This window comes from Sphingobacterium sp. BIGb0165 (assembly GCF_024810095.1).
GTDB classification, from domain to species: Bacteria; Bacteroidota; Bacteroidia; order Sphingobacteriales; family Sphingobacteriaceae; genus Sphingobacterium; species Sphingobacterium detergens.
In genome coordinates this window covers 276,745-298,762 of record NZ_JANUEB010000005.1, presented here as the reverse complement: position 1 = coordinate 298,762, position 22,018 = coordinate 276,745, and the positions used below count along the sequence as shown (strand labels likewise).

Annotated in this window: 13 protein-coding genes; 3 read left to right on the top strand and 10 right to left on the bottom strand. The window is 40.1% G+C overall.

The window, feature by feature from the left end:
* Positions 1-17: 17 nt before the first annotated feature.
* The 5 genes from M2408_RS13215 to M2408_RS13195 all read right to left on the bottom strand — a co-directional run bounded on the left by M2408_RS13215 (position 18) and on the right by M2408_RS13195 (position 8,197).
* Positions 18-1,646, bottom strand: a complete 1,629-nt coding sequence (locus tag M2408_RS13215; protein WP_259182508.1) for a RagB/SusD family nutrient uptake outer membrane protein — start codon at positions 1,644-1,646, stop codon at positions 18-20.
* Between the two features lie 12 nt (positions 1,647-1,658).
* On the bottom strand, positions 1,659-4,994 hold the full coding sequence (locus tag M2408_RS13210) for a TonB-dependent receptor (RefSeq protein ID WP_259182507.1): 3,336 nt from the start codon (positions 4,992-4,994) through the stop codon (positions 1,659-1,661).
* 109 nt (positions 4,995-5,103) lie between these two features.
* The gene (locus M2408_RS13205; RefSeq protein WP_167457214.1) at positions 5,104-6,159 is read right to left on the bottom strand and encodes a FecR family protein; all 1,056 of its coding nucleotides are present in this window, start codon (positions 6,157-6,159) and stop codon (positions 5,104-5,106) included.
* A gap of 60 nt (positions 6,160-6,219) precedes the next feature.
* The gene (locus tag M2408_RS13200) at positions 6,220-6,768 is read right to left on the bottom strand and encodes a sigma-70 family RNA polymerase sigma factor (protein WP_120258564.1); all 549 of its coding nucleotides are present in this window, start codon (positions 6,766-6,768) and stop codon (positions 6,220-6,222) included.
* Positions 6,769-6,997: 229 nt separating this feature from the next.
* Positions 6,998-8,197, bottom strand: coding sequence for a transglutaminase family protein (locus M2408_RS13195; RefSeq protein WP_259182503.1), 1,200 nt, complete (start codon positions 8,195-8,197; stop codon positions 6,998-7,000).
* 114 nt (positions 8,198-8,311) lie between these two features.
* Between M2408_RS13195 and M2408_RS13190 the strand changes: the two genes are divergently transcribed.
* Entirely contained in the window at positions 8,312-8,908 is a 597-nt protein-coding gene (locus M2408_RS13190) for a hypothetical protein (RefSeq protein WP_259182502.1), read from the top strand.
* Between the two features lie 121 nt (positions 8,909-9,029).
* Here the strand turns inward: M2408_RS13190 and M2408_RS13185 are convergent, their stop codons facing one another.
* The gene (locus tag M2408_RS13185; RefSeq protein WP_259182499.1) at positions 9,030-10,028 is read right to left on the bottom strand and encodes a hypothetical protein; all 999 of its coding nucleotides are present in this window, start codon (positions 10,026-10,028) and stop codon (positions 9,030-9,032) included.
* A gap of 591 nt (positions 10,029-10,619) precedes the next feature.
* On the opposite strand from M2408_RS13185, the gene M2408_RS13180 reads away from it, so the two are divergent.
* The gene (locus M2408_RS13180; protein ID WP_259182498.1) at positions 10,620-13,157 is read left to right on the top strand and encodes a TonB-dependent receptor; all 2,538 of its coding nucleotides are present in this window, start codon (positions 10,620-10,622) and stop codon (positions 13,155-13,157) included.
* A gap of 87 nt (positions 13,158-13,244) precedes the next feature.
* Here the strand turns inward: M2408_RS13180 and M2408_RS13175 are convergent, their stop codons facing one another.
* Positions 13,245-13,433: a hypothetical protein gene (locus M2408_RS13175; protein ID WP_259182497.1), complete on the bottom strand. Its 189-nt coding sequence runs from the start codon at positions 13,431-13,433 to the stop codon at positions 13,245-13,247.
* Positions 13,434-13,636: 203 nt separating this feature from the next.
* Between M2408_RS13175 and M2408_RS13170 the strand changes: the two genes are divergently transcribed.
* Positions 13,637-14,683: a hypothetical protein gene (locus M2408_RS13170; protein ID WP_259182496.1), complete on the top strand. Its 1,047-nt coding sequence runs from the start codon at positions 13,637-13,639 to the stop codon at positions 14,681-14,683.
* A gap of 82 nt (positions 14,684-14,765) precedes the next feature.
* Here the strand turns inward: M2408_RS13170 and galB are convergent, their stop codons facing one another.
* From galB to M2408_RS13155, 3 genes are all read right to left on the bottom strand, one after another.
* Positions 14,766-17,282, bottom strand: coding sequence for a beta-galactosidase GalB (galB, locus tag M2408_RS13165; protein ID WP_259182493.1), 2,517 nt, complete (start codon positions 17,280-17,282; stop codon positions 14,766-14,768).
* A 65-nt stretch (positions 17,283-17,347) separates the two neighbouring features.
* Entirely contained in the window at positions 17,348-19,579 is a 2,232-nt protein-coding gene (locus M2408_RS13160; protein WP_259182492.1) for a glycoside hydrolase family 3 C-terminal domain-containing protein, read from the bottom strand.
* 154 nt (positions 19,580-19,733) lie between these two features.
* Positions 19,734-21,959, bottom strand: coding sequence for a glycosyl hydrolase family 95 catalytic domain-containing protein (locus tag M2408_RS13155; RefSeq protein WP_259182490.1), 2,226 nt, complete (start codon positions 21,957-21,959; stop codon positions 19,734-19,736).
* Positions 21,960-22,018 lie beyond the last annotated feature (59 nt).

The window sequence follows — 22,018 nt, the reverse complement described above, 5'->3', positions numbered from 1 at the left end:
CCTAGGCGGTAGGTTGATTAGTCGTAACTTGGGTTCTGTTTCAACAGTGCATTTCGTTGAATTTCACTCCTCGGAATCGGAAGCAGATAATGCTGCGGAAAGAACTTCCGCTCCTGCAACACCTCGATTTTATAACTTTTCTTTTTCGTTTGGTCATCCCGTACAATCGTGATTTTCCGTGCTGGTTTGTTTTCGGTCTGTTCAGCGATTTTCCAACGTCTTACATCAAAAAAACGATGATCTTCAAAAGCAAGTTCTATGCGGCGTTCCTGTTGTATTTTTCCCAAAAGTGCTGCTCCGGTGCTTGTGATGGCAGGAAGTATACCAGCCTTCCCTCCACGTGCCCGCTCTCTAATCTTATTGATGTAAGTACGGGCGGCCTCCTCGTTCCCCAACTGATATTGGGTTTCCGCATAATTTAGGTAAATCTCACCCAGACGCATGTAAATCCAAGGTTGTGCGCTCTTATCGTTCCAAGGATTGCGCAAACTTTCGTCCATAAACTTGCGGATCGTGTAATGGGTCTTCGAAGCATTCCAATCATCAATACCGAATTCGCTGTCTTTACCACTATTGGCTCTGTTTCCGGTAGAAGATACATAGAACTCAATCTCTCTTCCTCTAAATTGCTGGCCATCGCAGACAACAGAAGCATAGAATCGAGGCTCACGCCCTTCCCAGGGTTTACCATCCACGTACTGTTGTGCTGAAGGCATTGAACCGTCCTCCATCTCATAAGCATCCACCATGTCTTGGAGTACACAGGTTCTTGACCAGCCTGTAAAACCGTTCGGAGAATCAGTCCAGTCAAAGGAGTGCCCAAATTCCGTATTGAACTGCTTCATGAAAATAATCTCTTTACTCTTGTTGCTCGTAAAAAGCTGTTTGTAATTCGGATCGAGCTGGTATTGATTGAGATCCAGCACAGCCTTCGCTGCATCCGCAGCTCTTTGCCATTTGGACTTATCATTAGATGGGTTCCAGTAAGCGCTAGCGGCATATAATGTTACCCGTGACTTCAGTGCCAATGCAGCTCCCTTAGTCGCGCGGCCAAAATCCTTTCCCTCATAACTGAGGGGAAGTAAGTCTGCTGCTTTATCTAATTCTTTTACAATAAAATCGATACATTCGTCATAGGAATTCCGGGGCACCATCATATCACTGTTCAGATCGAAGGTTTTTGTAATCAGAGGGACACCGCCAAATCGTGCAACGAGATCCGCATAAAAAAATGCTCTCAGAAAAGTCATCTCCCCAATCAACCGATCTACCTTCCCTTTGTCCGCTTTAAGCTGAGCAATATTATCAAAGAAAATATTACAGTTCTTGATTCCTTCATAATACGCGTTCCAGGTCGAGTAGTCACCAAATTGATCTGCTGTTACCTCGCCCCGATTATATAAGTAAGGATTACCCGAGTTGAAGTTGTGATATGCCTCATCGGAAATGTAGCGTAAACCGAAATTTCCAAACCCATCCCGTAGTTCCGTATATCGCTTGTTCACATAAGCTTCCATTAAACTGACGTCCGAAAATATAGCCTCTCCGGTAAAAGAGTCCAAAGGCTTGACATCTAAATAATCAGCGCATGATGTAAAACAAGCTGTAAAAAAAATTGCTATATATAGTTTTATCGTTGTTTTCATGTAATCTATCAATTAAAAACTTAAATTCATACCCACACTATAAATCCGCTGCTGTGGATAATACATGCCACCAGCTTGTATCCCTTCAGGATCCTGGATTTTGATCTGGTCGATGGAAAAGAGATTGAAACCGCTAATAAAGATCCGCAGATTTTTCATCTTGATCTTTTCAAGCATGGCTGGTGATAGTGAGTAAGCCAGTTCTACATTTTTCAGTCTTAAGAAGGAGGCATTTTTCAACCAGAATGTTGAGTTCATGGAATTAAACGTATCATCGCGATCAAAAGCTCTGGGATATAGCGCATTCGGTGTTTCCGCTTCTGAGGTCCATCTATTTTCAAAATATGTCACATCTCTATTATAGCTTCCCGGTTTGATAATCTGTTTCGCGCGGTCTTGCCCCGACCATAGGATATTTAAATCGAAATTTTTCCATTTCGTCCCCATGGTAATACCATAGGTAATTTCGGGTATCGGACTTTCGTAAATCCGGACCATATCATTACTTGTAATCTTTTTATCATCGTCAACATCAATATACTTGATATCGCCGGGTTTGGTATTCAGTAAATGCGGAGAAGCATCTATTTCGGACTGATTTTGATAGATACCATCGGTTTTGTACACCAACCAGGAATCTATGCTGTGGTTTGTTCTACGCTGCCATTCCGGCGTATTTTGTGCCTCATCAAAGAAATGAATCTTATTGCGTACAAAAGTGAAATTTCCGCCGATAGAATAACTAAAATCATCAACCTTATTACGATATAGAAGGCTACTCTCGATACCTCTGTTTGAAATCTCACCGATATTCTGATCGGGCAAGGTCAATCCTGTATATTTGGGTACAGAGGCCTGCTTTGGTGTTAAAATATCAGTTCGCATCGAATAGAAATACTGTAGGTCAAAAGTCAACGTGTTTTTAAAGAAAACAGACTCGAAACCTATATTTTTCGTATCCACTTTTTCCCAGGTAATATTAGGGTTGGCCAATCTTCCTACCGTAAAACCTTTCCCTCTCTTAGGGTCAACACCAAACATTGCTCCATCCCCGAGTACATAGGTACTGATATACTGAAAAGGACTTACGCGATCATTTCCCAATTTACCCCAAGAAGCTTTAATCTTCAATTCATTGATGAACGGAACATTTTCTTTAAAAAAATCTTCCTGGGAGATACGCCAACCTGCTGAGACACCGGGAAACCAACCCCAACGGGCATTGCTGCTGAAGTTTTGCGAACCATCTCTCCTCAATGTGAAGTCGGCGAGATACTTATCTTTAAATCCATAACTTACCCGGCCAAAGTAATTCTGGCGTGCCGAGATTGTTGCTTTCCCATCGTTATTTTTTTGATTGTCACTTCCTGCGAAAAGATAATCTACAGCATCACTTAAGAAATCACGGCGATAAGCTGAAAACCAATCTCCTCTGTTCTTACTTTGCTCATAAGCAAGAAAGGCATTAATACTATGTGCATCAAATTTTTTATCATAGCCAATTTTAAAATTCCAGGTTTCGATGCGATCGTTATCATTTCTTTCGGAGAGGTTTATATTAACATCACCTGTTGTTTCCCGAATATTATCATATTCTTTGGTTGCTGGATTATAACGATAGGCATCCCACATATTGTTGAGCTTCTTTTCATGCCGATATCTCGAATCAAATGCAGCATATCCTGAAAAACTCAATCCATCCAACAACCAAGGAGTTTTGAGGTCGAAGCCAGCTTTTGTATTTATAAAATTATCTTTTATATGCTGATAACCTGTTTTTCCTGCAGCGAGGATTGTCAGGTTATTACCCCAGGAAAGTCCCGGGCCTGGTAATCCGTTGGGATAGTAATCTGGTAAGAACGGATAAGCATGGAACGCTTCCCAAAAGAAGGTCCCCATATCATAATTGGAATTGTTTCGATTTTCCTGTCTTGTAGCGACTTCAATCAATACCGACAGATCTTTGGTGATCTTTGCATCGAGGTTGGAGCGGAACTGCACAGTTCTGAAATTCAGGTCAGTATTTTTGAAACCCGGTTTTTGATATAGGTATCCACCCGAGACATAGTAGCGTACTTTTTCATCACCACCGCGCAACGAAAGCGAATGCTGTGTTTGCGGAGCTGATTTAAATACTGCTTTCATCCAGTCTGTATTTGCATATAGAAGCGGATCGATACTTCCATCCAAATACTTTCCTTTTATATCCTTATACTTTTCAACTCGACCAAAATGAGCGTTGATTTCATCATCATAGACCATAAACTGGTAAGAATCCATCAACTTAGGTGTACGTGTATGCTCGGAGAGTCCATAACTTCCATCGTAAGAAATTGTCGGTTTATCACCATTTCCACGTTTGGTCGTGACCAAAATCACACCATTTGCGGCCTGTGCACCATAGATTGCAGCGGAAGCATCCTTTAATACGGAAATAGTTTCGATATCGCTCGGATTCAATCGCTCGATGCCACCACGGTTGGCAACCCCATCAATCACATACAATGGACTATTGTCTCCCAAGGAACCTTTACCGCGAATAAATATTTCAGAATTATCGCTCCCGGGCTGACCTGAACGATTGTTGGCCACCACACCCGGCATTCTCCCGGCAAGGGAATTGGACAAGTTAGGTGCTGGCGACCGTTGCAACTCGCTCCCCGAAACCTGACTGACCGAACCCGTCAATGTTGCTTTCTTCTGGGTTCCGTATCCAATGACAACAACTTCTTCCAATTGGGCGAGATCTTCCTGTAACACCACTGACATCCCTTGTCGTTGATAAGGAAGCTCCTGCGTGAGATAACCCAGATAGGAAAACAACAGTATGTTGTTTTCGTTCTCGACCACAAGTGAGAATTGTCCATCACTATTGGACTGTGTCATCTTGTCTGTTCCTTTTACTTTCACAGATACCCCCGCCAATGGTTTTCCATGGCTATCTTTGATTGTACCCGATGCTATTTTATCCTGCGATCTGGTCATCGAACGAATGATAATACGATTTTCACTTACTATATCCATCTCCAAAGATTCCTTCGCTAAGATTGGTAACAATAGATCGGTCCATTTTTTATTGCGTACATCAACACGCTTTACTTTAATATCATGAATACTATTATCGTTATAGATGAAATTAATCTTGGTTTGCTCTTCGATTGAAGTTAAGAGATTTTTGAGCCGAACCTCTTCAAATCGTAAAGAAACCGTTTTCTGCGCTTTAGATTCTTTCGCTAGACCAGTTGCAACACATGCGAATAAGAAAATGATTAAAAATTTGGCCATTAACAACCATTTTAGGTAATACGAGATAGGCACATGATAAAGTACATGTGATTTTTTTTTCATAATTTTGGTATTTAATAATAATCGATTGGCATCCTACTTTCCTAGGGTCCGATGCCATTGGTTAAAACGTATGGGTATTGCTCACTATGAGGGATACCCTTTTTTAATTTTACTTTACATAAAGTGTATCATTTAGGGTATAGTAATTTAGTTTTATGCCGGTTCGCTTGATCATATCCAAGAATTCCTCGCTCGTTGTTTCTTCAAATATGCCGGTGACATGTTGTTCCGCCAATCGCTCTGTTTTGATAACAACAGGTTTTCCAAACCAACGTTCCATCTTTCGGGCAACGGCATTAAAATCATCACCTTTAAGCACCAGACGGTTCTTCATCCAGAGTGTTTCCGTAGCTTCAGTCTCGACTATATCAAGTTTTTCAAAAGCTACCTGCTGCTGTATAACAGCATGCTTGCTTTTATTATGGCTTGGCTCCAGCACCGAATTAACCACAGAGATTTTGTTTCCCGGTAGGAGTTCATAGGTTTTTGTTTGCTTATTCTCCACGACTTTCAGTTGTACCTTACCTTCAATTAGCGAAGTCGTTGTTATATTTTCATCTGGAATCGCGCGGAGATTAAATTTAGTACCCAGTACCAGCACCTCTGCATGCGCTGTTTTAATCGTCAAAGGCAAATTTGGATTCTTGGCAATCGAGAAGTAGCCCTCCCCTATTAATTGCAATACCCGGTCAGTTTTTCCAAATCCACTTTTCAGTCGCAGGGTGCTTTCATTATTAAGCCAGACCTCAGATCCATCACTTAACTTGATCGATTTACGTTCTCCCTTTCCTGTAACAATTGTTTGCCATTCTGAATCAATATTTTCCTCTTTGTCTCTTTTTATAGACCAAAAAGTCAACAATCCAAATACCATCAAAATACTGGCTGCAATGGATATTATTTTTATTTTTTTGTGATTTAAAAAGGGGTGGACATTAGAATCCCTATCGGCAACCAATTCTATAGGTTTTGACTTTTCATAGATAATCTCGGCCTCGATATTTTGCCGTTCCTCCTGCTCACTTTCCAAGAAGGCAATGAATTGTCTTTTATTTTCATCTGCTCGCAGTAAATTATCCAAAACGATCCTTTCCTCTGCTGTGAGCGTTCCTTCAAGCAATCGATTGGCTAAAAATAAAAAGTATTCTTCTTCAGATGAAAACATGCGCATTCGGTGTATTTGTGATAGAGACACCTAAGCAATACAAAATCCCCAATAAAAAAATTATTTTTTTTCTTTCATGCAGGCCCATAGTTTTCCAAGGGCTATTTGAATATGTCTATCTACAGTTTTTTTAGATATTCCCATCGTTTCCGCAGTCTCCAAATAGGTCTTCTTTTCTTCCTTCACCAATTTAAACGCTTCTTTTGTTTTTGGCGGCAAACATTCTACAGCCTGTTGGATGCGTTGGATGCTTTCATTAGATATCAATATATCTTCAGGTGTATTGCGATCGATTAATGTATCTTGATATTCAATGCCATCTGTTAGCACGAGCTGACGAACCCGGAGCAGGTTCAGGCATTTATTTTTGATCGCCCGGAGGAGGTAGCTTTCGAGACTCACGATATTCATAAGATCCGGTCCCAAGTACCAGATTTTCCAAAGTACTTCAGAAACTACATCTTCAGCCAATTGTTTATCTTTTATAAAAGAAAATGCATTACTTTTTAGCACCCCATAATTAGCCAAAAAATAGGCCTTAAAAGAGTTTTCATCTCGATGAATAGCAATATTCCTCTTATTTTCTTCGGATAAAGGTTTCAAATACATTGGTTGTGTCACAATTCGATTGGCAATTTAAACAAATTCAGTTTAAGATTGCAAAAAAAAAGTTACATAACGTGGTTTTCTCAGCTTTAATCGCAATTAGACAGCTGTTTTTCTCCGACAGGAAATACTAATAAAAAATCTTAGATAAAAAAAATCGCTCTATTATCAGATTCTAAAGGGTCATCTAACAAGAGAGCGAGTACAATTTATAATTAAAAAGATTTTGTCTCTAATCAAGGAAAATGGTTACTGTCATAGGATCATTCTCTATTTTCACCTGTTTTTCCACTGCTCCTTGTTTACTATTATACTTAAGTGTATATATTTTGTTTTTTTCTACTGCAAACTGCAACCGGTCGTTTGCATCTTGTCTTGCATCTTTGGTAGAACCTCCGCCTACTTGATCCTTTCCTTGAAAGATATCGACATTACACTTTTTCCGATCTTCGGGTGTGGTCTTGTCCTTACTTTCGTAAGCAATAACATAAATTGCCGTATGCTTATTGTCTATGTTAATTTGTTGCTGCTGCTCGTTATATAAAGCTTTATAAGTAGGCGTTACGTTCACCCCATTCACATATTTCAAGTTTGTATCCCAAGCTAAAGGAAAGTATGTTTCTGCCGCTTTGAAAGAAGAAGCATAAATGGCATGCTCCCGGTTACTTGCATCTGCTTTGCCCGCATCCGCTAAGAACCAAGAACGATTCAACTCTTTATCGGGGTAATATTCTGTAAAATACCATTTCCCATCTATCCAAACTTCACACCAGTTGTGATTTCCACGATTGTCAAACCAGTTTAAGGTTCCCGCTACCCTGGATGGGATACCCACTGCACGAAATGCATCAGTCAACAAGATTGACAGCCCACTACAGGAAGCCATCCCTTGATCAATTGATTCCGAGGGAGATTGATCAGGCCGTTTTCTTTTTGTGTTATAATCAACCATAACTTCGTCCCGAATATTTTTATTGACAGCGGCGATGGCCTCACGAAGTGTCTTACAAGACTCCACATACTTTGAAAACCTATTAAAGAGTTCTTCACGCCATTCGTCCCGATTTTCATTGAGCACGGCATAAGGCAATACCTCATTTAAAAAAATGGAATCTGGTAGTTGTTTCGTCCAAGAGAACTTCTCTTTTGCCCGATAGGCTAATTCAATATTGCGCAATAAGAAATCGCTTCTTAAGGATTCCAGATCCCGTTGTGGCATATAGGAAATTAAGAAGACTGCACCTTCCTTCATATTTTTGGGCACGTCTTTGAGCACTTTTTCCAATGAAGCCCTATTTTTCCCTGCTTTGGAAAGGGCTATTTCAAGAGGTTTGTCATCCTGTTTAGCATTGGTGTGCGTATCTGCTGGCTGCGCTAGACATAAGTTAAAAAGTGATACCGATAGGGCAAAAAATAAAGAGCGTAGTTTCATAGTAATTCAAAAAAATAAAGCTACTAATTTTTGCTGAGCTATTGCAAGCCATCGCCGCAATAAAAATGGCATGAAATTCGATAGATAGCGTAATAATTAACTATATAAATAAAAATGAAAAGAATCAAAATTACTTTTTTAGCCTTGGTAGCCAGTACGCTGTTGATTACATCATGCGGCAATAGTACGGTATACCCACAGAACGAAGATGGCGGTAAAGCTGTCAAACAAATCATTGAAAAAAACTTCGATCCGGAAAAACAGGTAGAAGAATTACAAATCAAGTCAAAAGAAGAACTTTATGGAGAACTTGGAGAAGTAAAGGTTGTTTATTGGGATGGAGATAAACAAATGGAAGATATCTATAGTCCTGCCGATGGCATGCAGAAATCCAAAGAATCCTTTGCTTCAGAGAAAAAAATGCCTTTTCTAAAGAAAACCAAAACAGTCGCCGTTAAAAGCTTTGATGTAACCCCTATACCTTATAAGGTAGGCGAAGCCACAACACTTATTCCGCAAGAATATGAGAATTATTCGTTACATGAATATACCTTCTCTGTTGATGATAATGGAAAAGTAAAACAACTATTTGCAGTAAATGCGACCAAAAAGGGTGAAGGTAAATCACAACAAGGTCGTATGGTAAGCCAAAATTATTACACATTTAAATTTACCGTGGACGAAAATGGTAAGGTAGCTCTAATTCCCTAAACTTAAGCGTAATATTATCAGTTTATCCACTTTTATATATCTCGCTAGCTTGGCATTAACTTTATCTCGTTAATGCCAAACTAGCAAGATAAAGAGGTATTCTCTGTCAAATTAAAAAACCTTAATTACCTTTTTCCTCACGGGCAAGAAAATCATAGGAATACCAAAATTTCAAAGGTGTAAAGTTGTCTAAACTTCTGAGCGAATAGCTGATGGGGAAATCAAATGAATTACTTTGTTTTTCAAACTCTTTTTTAAATTCTGTTATCAGCTTAGTTATTTCTTGCAAACCGCTTTCGCGCCTGATAAAGCTTTCTCTCTTACCACCACGTAGATAGATTAACAGATCCGAAGCGTTCAAGATCGTTTCCTCCTTTTCAGTCAATGGCTGACCTTCCAATAATTTATCAAGTACATTTTTGAAATCAATCCGAGGATAATCGCTTTCTCCCATCATAATCAAATGTGTACCGTAATTTACAATATTTGTATAATAGGGATTAAAACCAGCTTGTTTTAGCTGAGCAACATCTTTACGGCCAAAAGCTGAAGAAAACTCATTGAATTGTGCCATCAATGAAAATGCAATATTTTCACTACGCATCAAACAGCTATATGCTCTTTTGATTGTTGTTGAATCATGGTGTTCGACAAGCTTTAAAACACTATCTACGTCAGGGCTATTATTGAGATGGTAACGTATTGATTCATAATCAAAGAAATCTGTTATGGAAAAACCTGACATTGTCACCTCAGTGCTTTTATTTTTACGGGCATAGGAACGAATTCCGTCGAAGGTTGGAACGATCTTCGCATTTGAAATAGCGGAAGTGGTAGGCACAATTGTAATTTTAAAAGGCTTATAATGACTACGAAGGGAAGCTAGCTTCACCGTGGGTATAGTATCTTTCAATCCCCATACTGTTCCCAGGTAAAAATTTTTGTCTATAGTTTGATCTACATAAATCTGATTTACTGAAAAACCAACAGAGCGACCTATAAATTGAAACTTTTTGGCTAATGCAGCACCGTCGATCTCCATGGAGTCTGGATCACCTTCTTCCTTGTCACAACTGGACAATAGGAATAAACCGAGCAACAGTACAAAAAGATATTTCATAATTCAAAAATTACTCGTTCCCCAAAAGTCAAAATATCTCCATGTTAACAGCGGAAAGGCTAAAGGCTTTTGGTTCTTTATCAAAGATATATAAAAATACCTATCCAACCTATATAAAAATCAGAATAACAAAGAAATAAGATAAAGTGATTTTTATTGTAGGATAGCAGTAGTGTCATGAACAGCCAGTTCAGCGGTGGAAAGGATTATGATTATACAAATTTGTAAAAAGTAAAAGCCGCTGGAATGGGGAATTCCTAACGGCTTTCTTCTAACCTAATGAAAAACATCGATACCGTGATCGGTACTGTGTTGATCTCCTAATTCCAAATATATCAAGTCTATTTATCCTAGGTATCATTCATTTACAATCCGCGCTTATGATTTACGATTCGTAGTTGTTAATAACAATGCGACATATCATTGAATATCAATACATTAAACACCAAAAACAAGCAAATATCCCAGTATTATTACCTACAATAGTATTGCATAAAAGGTATGTTATTTTTTTATTTTAAATCAGTCTAAATAACTAAATTAATTGTATGTTTGCGCCGACAAATAATTTAGACTAATTCAATATTAATAATGAAAAGATCTTTTCTGGGGCTTATCTTAAGTCTGGGATTGGTAGGAGCGACACATTTGGATGTTTCGGCTCAAAGTAAAGGGGTACATGGACGCGTCAAAACCAAAGATGGCGCAGCAATCGAGTCAGCTACAGTAACCATTACAACACTTGGTAGATCAACTTCAACCTCCCGTGATGGCAGTTTTCATTTCTCCGATCTTCCCGATGGGACCTATACCATTCGAATCAAGAGCATAGGCAACGCTGTTGAAGAACAAACAATAACTGTTAAAGATGGTAAAGCGCAAACAGTTATTGTAGCGATGAATATTTCTGAGTCGCAATTGGAGCAGGTTGAGGTGTTTGGGTATAATTCCCATAATAATAAAACGGTCAATGTTGGGAAAGCAGGTATTATCGATAAAGACCTGCCGCAAAGTGTGCAGATTATTAATAAGCAGATCATTACCGATCAACAAGTCAACAGATTGAGCGATGCGCTCAAAAATGCGAATGGTGTAGCCATGGGGGCAAATCGTGGTGGTGTAAATGAAAACTTCTATGCGAGAGGTTACAGCTTGGGAGCAAACAATATCTTTAAAAATGGCGCACGCACAAATAATGGTGGTTCGATAGAAGCCAGTACATTAGAATCCGTTGAAATCCTTAAAGGAAGTGCTGCATTACTATATGGTGGTGTATCCGGCGGTGCGGTCGTTAATCTGGTTACCAAAAAGCCTAAGTTCTCCTACGGCGGAGAAGCTTCAATGCGTGTAGGTAGTTATGACTTTTATAAACCTACAGTCGATGTTTACGGCCCAATTTCAAATAAAGTCGCTTTTCGCATGATAGGCACTTATGAAAAAGCTGGCAGCTTCAGAGATCAGGTCAAGTCAAAACGAACCTATGTTAACCCGTCTGTATTGTATAAGATTTCCGATCAAACGGATCTAAACTTTACATTTGATTACTTGAAAAGTGATTTCACACCAGACTTCGGAATAGGGACTGTCGACGGCAAATTAAATCAATCTGTTGGAAGAAATACATTCTTAAATGTACCTTGGGCTTATAACAATACAAATACTTCAAACGGTCAGATCAATTTCAACCATAAATTTAACGAATCCTGGAATTTAAATGCGATCGCAAGTTATCAAACCTACGATCGTGACTATTATGGGTCTGATCGGATCCAGGCTGACAAAAATGGTATTGCTCCCAGAAATTTGACAAGATCCAAATCAAACGAATTTACAGCCAACCAGCAGTTAAATTTAACAGGTACTGTAAAAACAGGCTCTATTAAACATAAAATTCTAGTCGGTGCCGATGCAGATCAATCACATGCAAATGCATACGCATTTTTTATGGAGGGGATTAATTATTATGATGACAAAAAAGTATTAAAAGCAAATCCTTACGATGCGATTTATGTTTTCAATCCGGGTCAAACAGCACAGCATACGACTACAGGCAACGGATTGAGAACTGATATCCCAGGAGCTGATTTGTTGACAAAAACCACAACAGATATCTATCGATACGGTGTATTTCTACAGGATCTAATTGAACTGAATGAGAAGTTTAAAGTTTTGGCCGGAATACGCTATTCGTATCAGCGTACGCCTAATTCTGAGCGATTTACTTACAAGGAAAATAAAACAGAAGAAATTGTTACAAAAGATGGGCAAGGGAATCCAATGGGAGCCAAAGTTGATAAAGCATGGTCACCTAAATTTGGCTTGATTTATCAGCCAATACCTTCATCGAGTATATATATCACTTATGCGAATAATTTCACGTCTAACTCCGGCTACGATATCAATTACCAGCCTCTAGCACCATCAATAATTGATCAATATGAAGCCGGTGTCAAGAATGATTTTTTCAATGGTCGTTTATCTGCGAATCTTGCCTGGTATAGAATCAATAACAACAAATTCGCTCAGCAGCTACTACTGAAACCGGATGGTTCCGAAAACGGCGATGCCAACATGAAGGAATTCTCCGGAAAAACAGCCTCTGAGGGTCTAGAAGCTGAAGTAACGGGAACATTATTACCTGGTCTGAATGTAACAGCTGGATATTCCTATAACTATATGCGTTATACCCATACGAATCCTATTTCAAGCTATACAACAACAGTTGGAAATGACACAAAAACTGTAGAAATTTCTGGAAGTGAAGAAAACGTACGCTTAGTGGGCACCACTGCTCATACCGCAAATGGAACCGTATTTTACACTTTTCAACAAGGAACTGTCAAAGGATTAAAACTGGGCTTCTCTGCATTCTATACGGGTAGACGCAATGCAGGATGGAACAATACGAAAGTGGATGTGAGAAATGGCTTGAACCGTTTAATTTCAGTCAGTCCATTTACCACAATTGACTTTTCTGCCGGATACACCTATAAAAATTGGAGCATTCTTGGAAAATTGTCCAATATCAACAAGGCATTTAATTATTACATCCACGAAAACTATAGTGTAAACCCTATCCCACCGCGTAGTTTTATGGCAACACTTTCGTATAAATTCGAAAAAAGATAGCGATTATTTTTTCGATCTAAAAGAGGGCCCTTTTACGTAAAAAGGGCCCTCTTTTTTTCTATTTTCCGAATTTCAAACAATAGGACTTTATGCTTCGTTTTTATTTCTTTTGAAAAGATCAGTTGACAATAAAGCAGTAATGGATGCCGCAGCCAATGCAGAGATTCCAATATTTAGCGTACTGACCAAAAAGTGATCGGAAAGTGAATACTTAATACCATAATAAGTGATGATGTAAGTAGCCAGATAAGTGATAAATGCTTTAATAATTTCCATAAACGAATAATAGGATACAGCTAAAATAATTTTCCTATACAAATATAAAGCGCCATTCACGGCTGTTTTTCCTCCTCTTACAATTCGCCCCAGATGATTTATGATTCGTAGTTCTCACAGTGATTTTTGCACAGAATTTTAACTTTATGAGTAAATAATATAAAATATAATACCTATTTTCAAACCAAATTAAAAACAAAAAGATGAAGTCATTCAAACATCAATATCCTCTATTGTTGCTGATGCTATCATTTGGTATGACAGCATTTTCTCAAACCAAAGAAGAACTCAAAAAAAAGTACGAGAACAGCAGTATAGATCAAGAGCTCAAGAAAAAGATGGCTACGGAATTCGTCTTTCCTGACAGCTTAATATTACCTCCTTTACACTATACCAATTCCTATTATGTATTGGATTCGGCAATCAATGATTTCCAATCTATTTCCATCGATATTATAGTGCAGGACGATATACCTGATCACTATTCATTTTATATTTCCCCTTTTAATATTGCGCTGAACGATATTCCTTTGTATTGTGGTATTCAATCCGCTGGTGGTGGTATCAGTGTGAAGACAGGCAAGGAGCAAGAAATCAAATTTAATGGTATCTTTTCACGCTGGTTTGAACGGACAAAAAAGGCATTAAAAACAACAGGATATTATGCCAGTTCAGACGCCGAGGGAGACTTTATCAGCGTCCGCAATACGGTAGGCTGGCATAAGGGGGCTTATCGGATAACGCTAAAAAAAGATGGTTATATCCCGGGCAAGGCAGTACCTGATTCAATCAATCACAAAGAGACCTATTTCAGCTGGGGAGATTATGAGCATTCCTGGATCACCATGTATGTCGAAGATTTAAGCAGCAAAAAGATCAGCAATGTGGGGTCTTTGGCATTCCCAGGTAAAAAGATTAAAATGGAGAAACAAATCATCTCGTTCTTAGAACAATACAAATACTTTATAGATTTTGCGCAAAGACCGAGAAATCTGGAAGGGATGACTGTGATACATTATGACAAATTGCCTAAAGTAACCATTATACAGAAAAATTTACAGATCAATGGTAAAACGGTCCATCTTGAGAAGGTGCCCACATCCCACAACCGTACACATAATCCTGAACAAAGTAAGGTAGCCGGAGAAATGCCCATCTTATCAAAAGACAGTTATAATCCTTCCACTGGCGAGTTAACATTAGAGACCGGCGTGTTCGTTGGCTGGCCGGAGAAACGAGAAACAGAATAAATGGAAAAATTGCTAAAATCCAAAACCAACAAAACCATTCTTAAAGAATGGTTTTGTTGGTTTACCTCAAACTTAGATTAGGTTATTTGACCATTATTTTTACGGAAGCCAAGTTTAACTTTTTACATTTTGCTTTAATACGGATTTCACCCTTTTCTCCTTTTTTCGCCTTCACGATGACCAATGCCATACCGTTGTATGCTTTACGCGAATGACTTTGGAAAGAAGTAAAATCAATTGCATTTCCATTATCCGTAGATACTATTTCTCCTGCACCCTCGACCGAGAAATCAATCAGAGCGTCGGATTGGGGTACCAACGTTCCCTTTTTATCCGTTACTTTAACAGAAACAAACACCAATTCCGATTTTTCCCCATCAATCGTTACACGATCTGCCTCCATTTGAAGTTTTTCCACTTTGCCCGCGGTTTTAATTTCGGATTTAGCCCATTCTTTACCATCCTTATAAGCAACCACTTTGACCGTTCCGGGTTCGTAACGAATACTATCCCATTGCAATCTAAAATCTTGACCTGCCACTTTCTTTTTCCTCCCTTGGCTTCTTCCATTCACGAAAAGTTCAGCTTCGGTTCCGGAAGTATACACGTGAACAGGTGTAATCTCTCCCTTTCTATTCTCCCAAGTCCAATGTGGCAGGATATGTACTATCGGCAATTCTGGACGCCAATGTGATTGATAGAGAAAAAAGCGATCCTTTGGAAATCCTGCAAGATCAATAATACCGAAATAGCTGCTTCGCGAAGGTGGATTTTTCTTTTTCAATTCTTCCAGTGCAGCTTCTAGTTCAGCACGTTTTGTGGGATCCGTCCTAAAGTTCAACAAATTGGTTTCAGCCGAATTATATGGTGTTGGCTCGCCTAAATAATCAAAACCCGTCCACACGTATTCCCCCAGCAAGTTTGGATATTGCGTCAATATTCGAAACTGGGTATCTGGCGAACAGCCCCAGCCTGGAGCCGCCCTATCGTAGGAGGTTACCTGCCACCCATCGTAATCTGTTCCAAAAAAATATTCTCCCCGAGAAGATACACAAGAAGAAGTCTCACTTCCCAAAGTAGGCATATTTTTATAGCGTTCATCTTTATCCCAGCGCCCCTGCTGGCTAAAGAAATAATTAACTCCCATAATATCCAACGCTGTCGCAGCACCCGATTCCCGACCTCCATCGGGATCATTATAACCATTGGAAACTGGTCGTGTAGGATCCGCATGACGGATAATATCAGCCAAATGCCCAGTCATCTCAATATCTTGCTGTTCAAGCACTTCATTACCGATAGACCAGATGAAAACCGAAGGATGGTTGCGGTCGCGATGAACCATCGCCAATAGATCACGCTCGTGCCATTCATCATATAATTTGTTGTAATCTTTAGCACGTTTACCTGTTCGCCATGCATCAAAAGCTTCATCCCAGATCAGGATCCCCATTTTATCCGCCAATTCCAATAATTCAGGCGCTGGTGGATTGTGCGAGGTACGCAAGGAATTCATACCCATTGTCTGTAACATTTTAAGCTGGCGCTCCAATGCGCTTTTATTGAATGCGGCACCCAATGAACCCAAATCATGATGATTACATACGCCTTTTATGTCTACACGGCGACCGTTTAATTTGAAGCCCTCATGTGCTGTAAACTCGATTGTCCGTACCCCAAAAGGACTGTAATATGTATCGCTTACTTGACCGTCAACGATTATTTCAATCTTTTCCACATAACGATTTGGAGACAGGATATCCCAGCGTTTCGGTTGATTGATACGTGTTTCAAGATTCATTTTGCCACTCGCATTGGCATGAAGGTCTACAAATCCACTGGCAGTCGCCACTTGTTTTCCAGGTTTATCTTGCGCATCCAACTCGAAATAGGTGGCTTTTACCTCAGCATGTACTGGAAAAAAACGGAAGTTCTCCAATGTTACTTCGTTCTTTATCGTGGCGTATTGATCGTTGATAACCGGTGTTATAATCGAAGTCCCCCAATGTGCAACATGCACAGCAGAAGTACGCACCATCCATACATGACGATAGATTCCTGCTCCGCTATACCATCTTGATTCCCAATTTTCCGTATCCAAACGTACAGCCAAAACATTCTCACCCTCTTTTTTCAGATAGGGTGTCAAGTCCATACGAAAGGAACTATAACCATAAGGCCAAGTTCCCACATAACGACCATTTAACCAAATTTTGGCATTTGCCATAGCACCATCAAAATCCAGATAAACACGCTCTCCAGCTTGAAGGTTCTCGACTTTAAAATGTTTTCTATACCATCCTATTCCTTTATAGGGCAGCTTTCCAGATTCACTGGCCAATTCTATACGGAATGGTCCCTCTATAGCCCAATCATGCGGTAGATCCAGGCTACGCCAGGTATTATCACTAAACTCGGTCTTATACAAATCATTCGGTTCCGCCAATTGATTACCATCAGCCTGCAAACCAAAGCGGGAAAACTTCCAGTCCCGATCAAAAAGCTCAACACGAGCGTTTCCCATGCGTATAATTTCCTGCTGTTGTCCAAATAAGGAGAAGGATAACAGTATTAGTATCATTCCGAGAATTGCTTTCATTTATTATTATTTATTCGTTGATTATTTAAAAATATGGACCTATACAAGCCTGCTTCTATTTTGCCTTAATAAGGTCGATACGCTGTTCCTTGCATTGTAATTTCACGCTTCCCTCCAACAGATTTCCCCGGTTGACCGCCACCGATATATATTTTCACAGATCCCGTTTGTTGTATCAATTCACCTTTTTCGTTGACCAGGGCCAGGTCTTCGGCTGTCAGTGTGAAGGTTATCTTTTGAGAACGTCCTTTTTTGATGAACACGCGCTGAAAGCCCTTTAAAGCACTGTTTGGAACCTTATAGTTCCCTTCTTTCGGATGAACAACATATAATTGTACAACCTCATCTCCATCACGCTCACCCGTATTTGTAACTTGTACCGTGACTTGAATATCTGTTCCCGTTTCCACCATCGCCGGAGCATTTAGCTGATCGTATTCAAAATTAGTATAGCTCAGGCCGTAACCGAACGGATAACGTACTTCACCTTTAAAGTAACGGTAAGTTCGGTTTGCCATCGAATAATCCTCAAAATCAGGCAAATCGGCATCGCTCTTATAGGTTGTTAATGGCATACGGCCCGCGGGATTATACCGACCAAAAAGCACATCGGTAATGGCATCCCCAGCAGCCTGTCCACCATACCATGCCTGCAATATCGCATCGACATGTTGCGACTCCCAGTCAAAACTCATGACGGACCCCGACATATTAACCAAAATAAGAGGTTTTCCTGCCTTCCTCAGTTCTTTCAAAAGCGTAGTTTGTACCTCAGGAGAAGCCATAGTAGAACGGTCGCCGTTCACAAAAGCACCATAGCCCGCAGCCCCTGCATCACCTGCTTCTCCTTCATAATCTGCAGTTATACCACCAACAAAGACAATAACGTCTGCTGCACTAGCTTTTTTAACAATTTCTTCAAAAGAAGGACCACCATCTATTTTTTTCATGATTTCAGTTCCTGCGAAATAGTCAATAGCGATTTGCTTACCATAACGTTTTTGTAAACTACTCAATGGAGTGATGATTTCTGAAGGGGTACCAAAATAATTGGCTAACTGCGCATGTCCATTATTGGCATTGGGTCCGATCAAAGCAACTCTTTTTATTTTATTGGGGTCAAGGGGTAGGATACTGTGCTCATTTTTCAATAGCACCATAGACTCCTGTGCCATTTTATAAGCATGTGCTTTATGTGATTTACTTTCGATAACCTCACGGCCGATCTTCGCATAAGGCACGAGCGCTTGTGGATCAAACATGCCCAATTGAAACCAGATCTGTAAAAGTCGGGTCAAGGATACATCGATATCTTTTTCAGATAAAACACCTTGCTTTACCCCCTGTTCCAGCAATTGATATAAATTGCCACATTCAAGATCTGTTCCCGCTAATACGGCAGCACTAACGGCTGCTGTATTATCCGGATGTGTATTATGCCCACTGGTAAAATCATTAATACCGCCGCAATCCGATGTCACATAACCTTTAAAGCCCCATTGCTGACGTAAAATATTATTGAGCAATACATTATTTCCACAACAAGGCATTCCATCCAAACGATTATAGGCGCACATGATACCATGTACCTTAGCTTTTACGACCAATTGGCGAAACGCCGGGAGGTAGGTATCCCAAAGATCATAAGGTGTTACTTCGGCATTAAAAGAATGTCTGTTATGCTCAGGTCCGCTATGCACAGCATAATGCTTGGCTGCAGCAACTGCCTTTAGATAATGTGGATCATCTCCCTCCAGTCCCTGAACAATTGCTGTTCCGATCTGTCCCGTTAAATAAGGATCCTCACCATAAGTTTCCTGTCCCCTTCCCCACCGTGGATCGCGAAAGATATTGATATTGGGTGTCCAATAGGTCAAGCCACGATAACGTTTACCTGTTTTTCCGGCCTTTAAATCTTCATTGAAAAGCGCGCGTCCCTCAGTCGACGTATAATCGCCCATCTGTTTGACCGCAACCGTATTGAAGGTTGCTGCCATCCCTATTGCCTGTGGATATACAGTTACCTTTTCTGCTGTACGTGCGACACCGTGCAGTGCCTCATTCCACCAATCGTATGCTGGAATGTCCAATCGTGGAATTCCTTTAAACTCATGTTTCATCAGCTGCACTTTCTCTGATAAAGTCAGTCGTGCAATCAGATCTTGTATACGTTCTTCGCGGCTCTTTTTCACATCTAGAAAAGCATAATTTTTGCTTTGTGCCATAGCCTGCTTTCCTCCACCTACAAGCAATAGAAAAAGTATAGTCAATTGCGAAAAACAACAGTTAAATTTCATCGTTTTATCTATTAGTCAATAATGATTTTCTCTTTTAAATTGTTCCAAAACGGATTATCTGCATGTCCACCATTGCAAAGCCGAACCGGCTAACCACCCCTGTTGATCAAATCAAATTGTTTCGTTCCAGGTACCAACTACGCGACAATGTATTCTAGCGAACAGCCACTAGATAAAAGTGGTCTCCTTTTTTTGTATCTATTTGTAGCCGGTTTCCTTTCATTAGCCATGTCTTTTTTCCATTTTTATGGCAGGAAACCTGTTTACCCGGCCAGGGATTATCCAAGATTAGTGGCTGTCCCTGTTCACTTGAAATTTCGACATAATCGACCGCCCCATCTCTGAGGTTCGATGATACTAAAAAAGCACCGTTGACACGCAAATTGGCAAATAGAGCATTCTGCTGTTTTGGCCATACAGGAAACAATTTTAAAACCGCACCATGCGTTCCACATAACATCTGATTTATTGTAGTCGGTACCGTGCTGCAATTCTCTATTCCATGTGGATTATCCAACTGAAATCCATTAGGATAAGTATGTCTACTATATTGGTTGAGATGTTGCAAAATACGATCGGCAGAATATCCCACCCGTACCGCCGCAGGAAAAAAACTATTGGTTCCATTGTTATCAGACCATCGTCCCATTTCTTCAATGGTATTCCGTGCGATATCGATTAGGTTCTGTTCGCTTTCCAGATCAATTTGCATGGCAGGAAAAATATGTTGTATGCCCAATGAATTATCGTTCCACCAAGCGGGTCCTTTTTCAGTATAGCGAAAAACCTGTTTCCCATTTCGTTCCTGAACAGGAAATACGGCTAAATTCTCTTTCACCTCCGCCCATTTTAGTGCTAACTGGTCGTCCATATTTAAATAGGCGCTTAAATCCATCGCAAGCTGTAATGTTTGCCTAGCAAGCCCAAGACTTAAGATCGGATTACTGTCTCCCACCGTTCCCTCATGGATGGCATCGTTGAAAATCACATAACGACCGTTGGCATCTTTCTTCACATAACTACTCCAAAACTGTGCTGCTCCCCGCACATAAGAGTATATTTTCCGCGCATAGCGACGATCATAAGTTGTATAAAATGCTGTAGCCATATTGGTCACACCATAGGATACATTACTCTTCTGTCCAAAGAACAAGCCTTGATACTCAACCTGTCCACCTTTGATGTATCCCCCAAATGTATTTTCCATAATTGCATTTTGACGGGTTGTCTCCATCCCTTTGGGACCTATCCCCACAGGATAGAGTAAACCGTCCGTAATCCCAGCAATTTCCTTAGAATAAAACTTACCACGTTCCATAAAATCAAGTAATGGTTGTTCATATGAACTAGCTGTGCCAAGATGATTGGATGAATAAAGTCCATAATAGGGAGCGATGTAATTGTAGTTCAAATGATAATCACCATTCCAATTTGGAATTTCCTTGGTGATCCATGTCCCGAAAATTGGGGGAGCAAATTGGGTATCCCGACTACAGGAGCCCATCAAATAGTGTGAGCGGTAATATTGTTTTTCAATTAGCTTGTCGGGGATTTCAACATAGGACTCAGCCCAGAAGTCCGCCCACCATTTTTTATGGGCATTTTCTAAAAACCTCAGCTTCTTCGCTTTCAATCCATTCACTGTTTTTAGTACAGCTTGCGCACAATCTTTATTTTTGAAATTGGACGACAGTGCACAAACATAGGTTAACGAGTCTCCCACCTTCAAGTTGAAAGTAGGTTGCTGCCGTCCGAGTATCTTGCCCGCTGCTGCAGCTTTTGTCGGAATATCAACCAGCGTATCGAAGCCCCTACTGATCAATGTCGTTCCGTTCGTTCCATGTTCCGTTTTCGTGACCGCTGGGAAAAGCATTTCCGCTGGTGGATTATTTTTAAACTGATCTTTATCGGGGAGAAGGAGATCTATTTGTCCATTAATTGGTAGTGTCCCTTTATTTTGAAGATGTAAAATCAGACAGTCATTTTGAGCTGAAACAAAAGATTTAATCACCAGTAAGGCATCTCCAGACTTGAACGTAGAAGTCGCAATCGCTGTATAGAGATCAACATTGACTTGATAACTTGCTTTTTTCAGCATGGGCATACTAAGCTCTACCTTACCTAAGACTGCAGGATAAGATTCATTAAATCCAGATTTCAACCGCCAGAAATCGTTTCGTGCCAGATAATAGCTTTGCTTTTCAGGAGGGCCAGCAATGGCAACTCCTGTACTTCCATTTCCCAATAACGGTGCGTCGACCGCTACTTGAGAGGGTATCCGTGCCGGTGGCTGGTCAAAATTGGTGATATATTGCGACACGATGGCTTTACTTTTTTTCAATAATCCCTGTTTTGACAGAGCTTCTTGTGCTATACTCATGTTGCTAGAACAAAAACTCAGGATACAGCCAAAGAAAACAATCTTAAGATTTGACGATT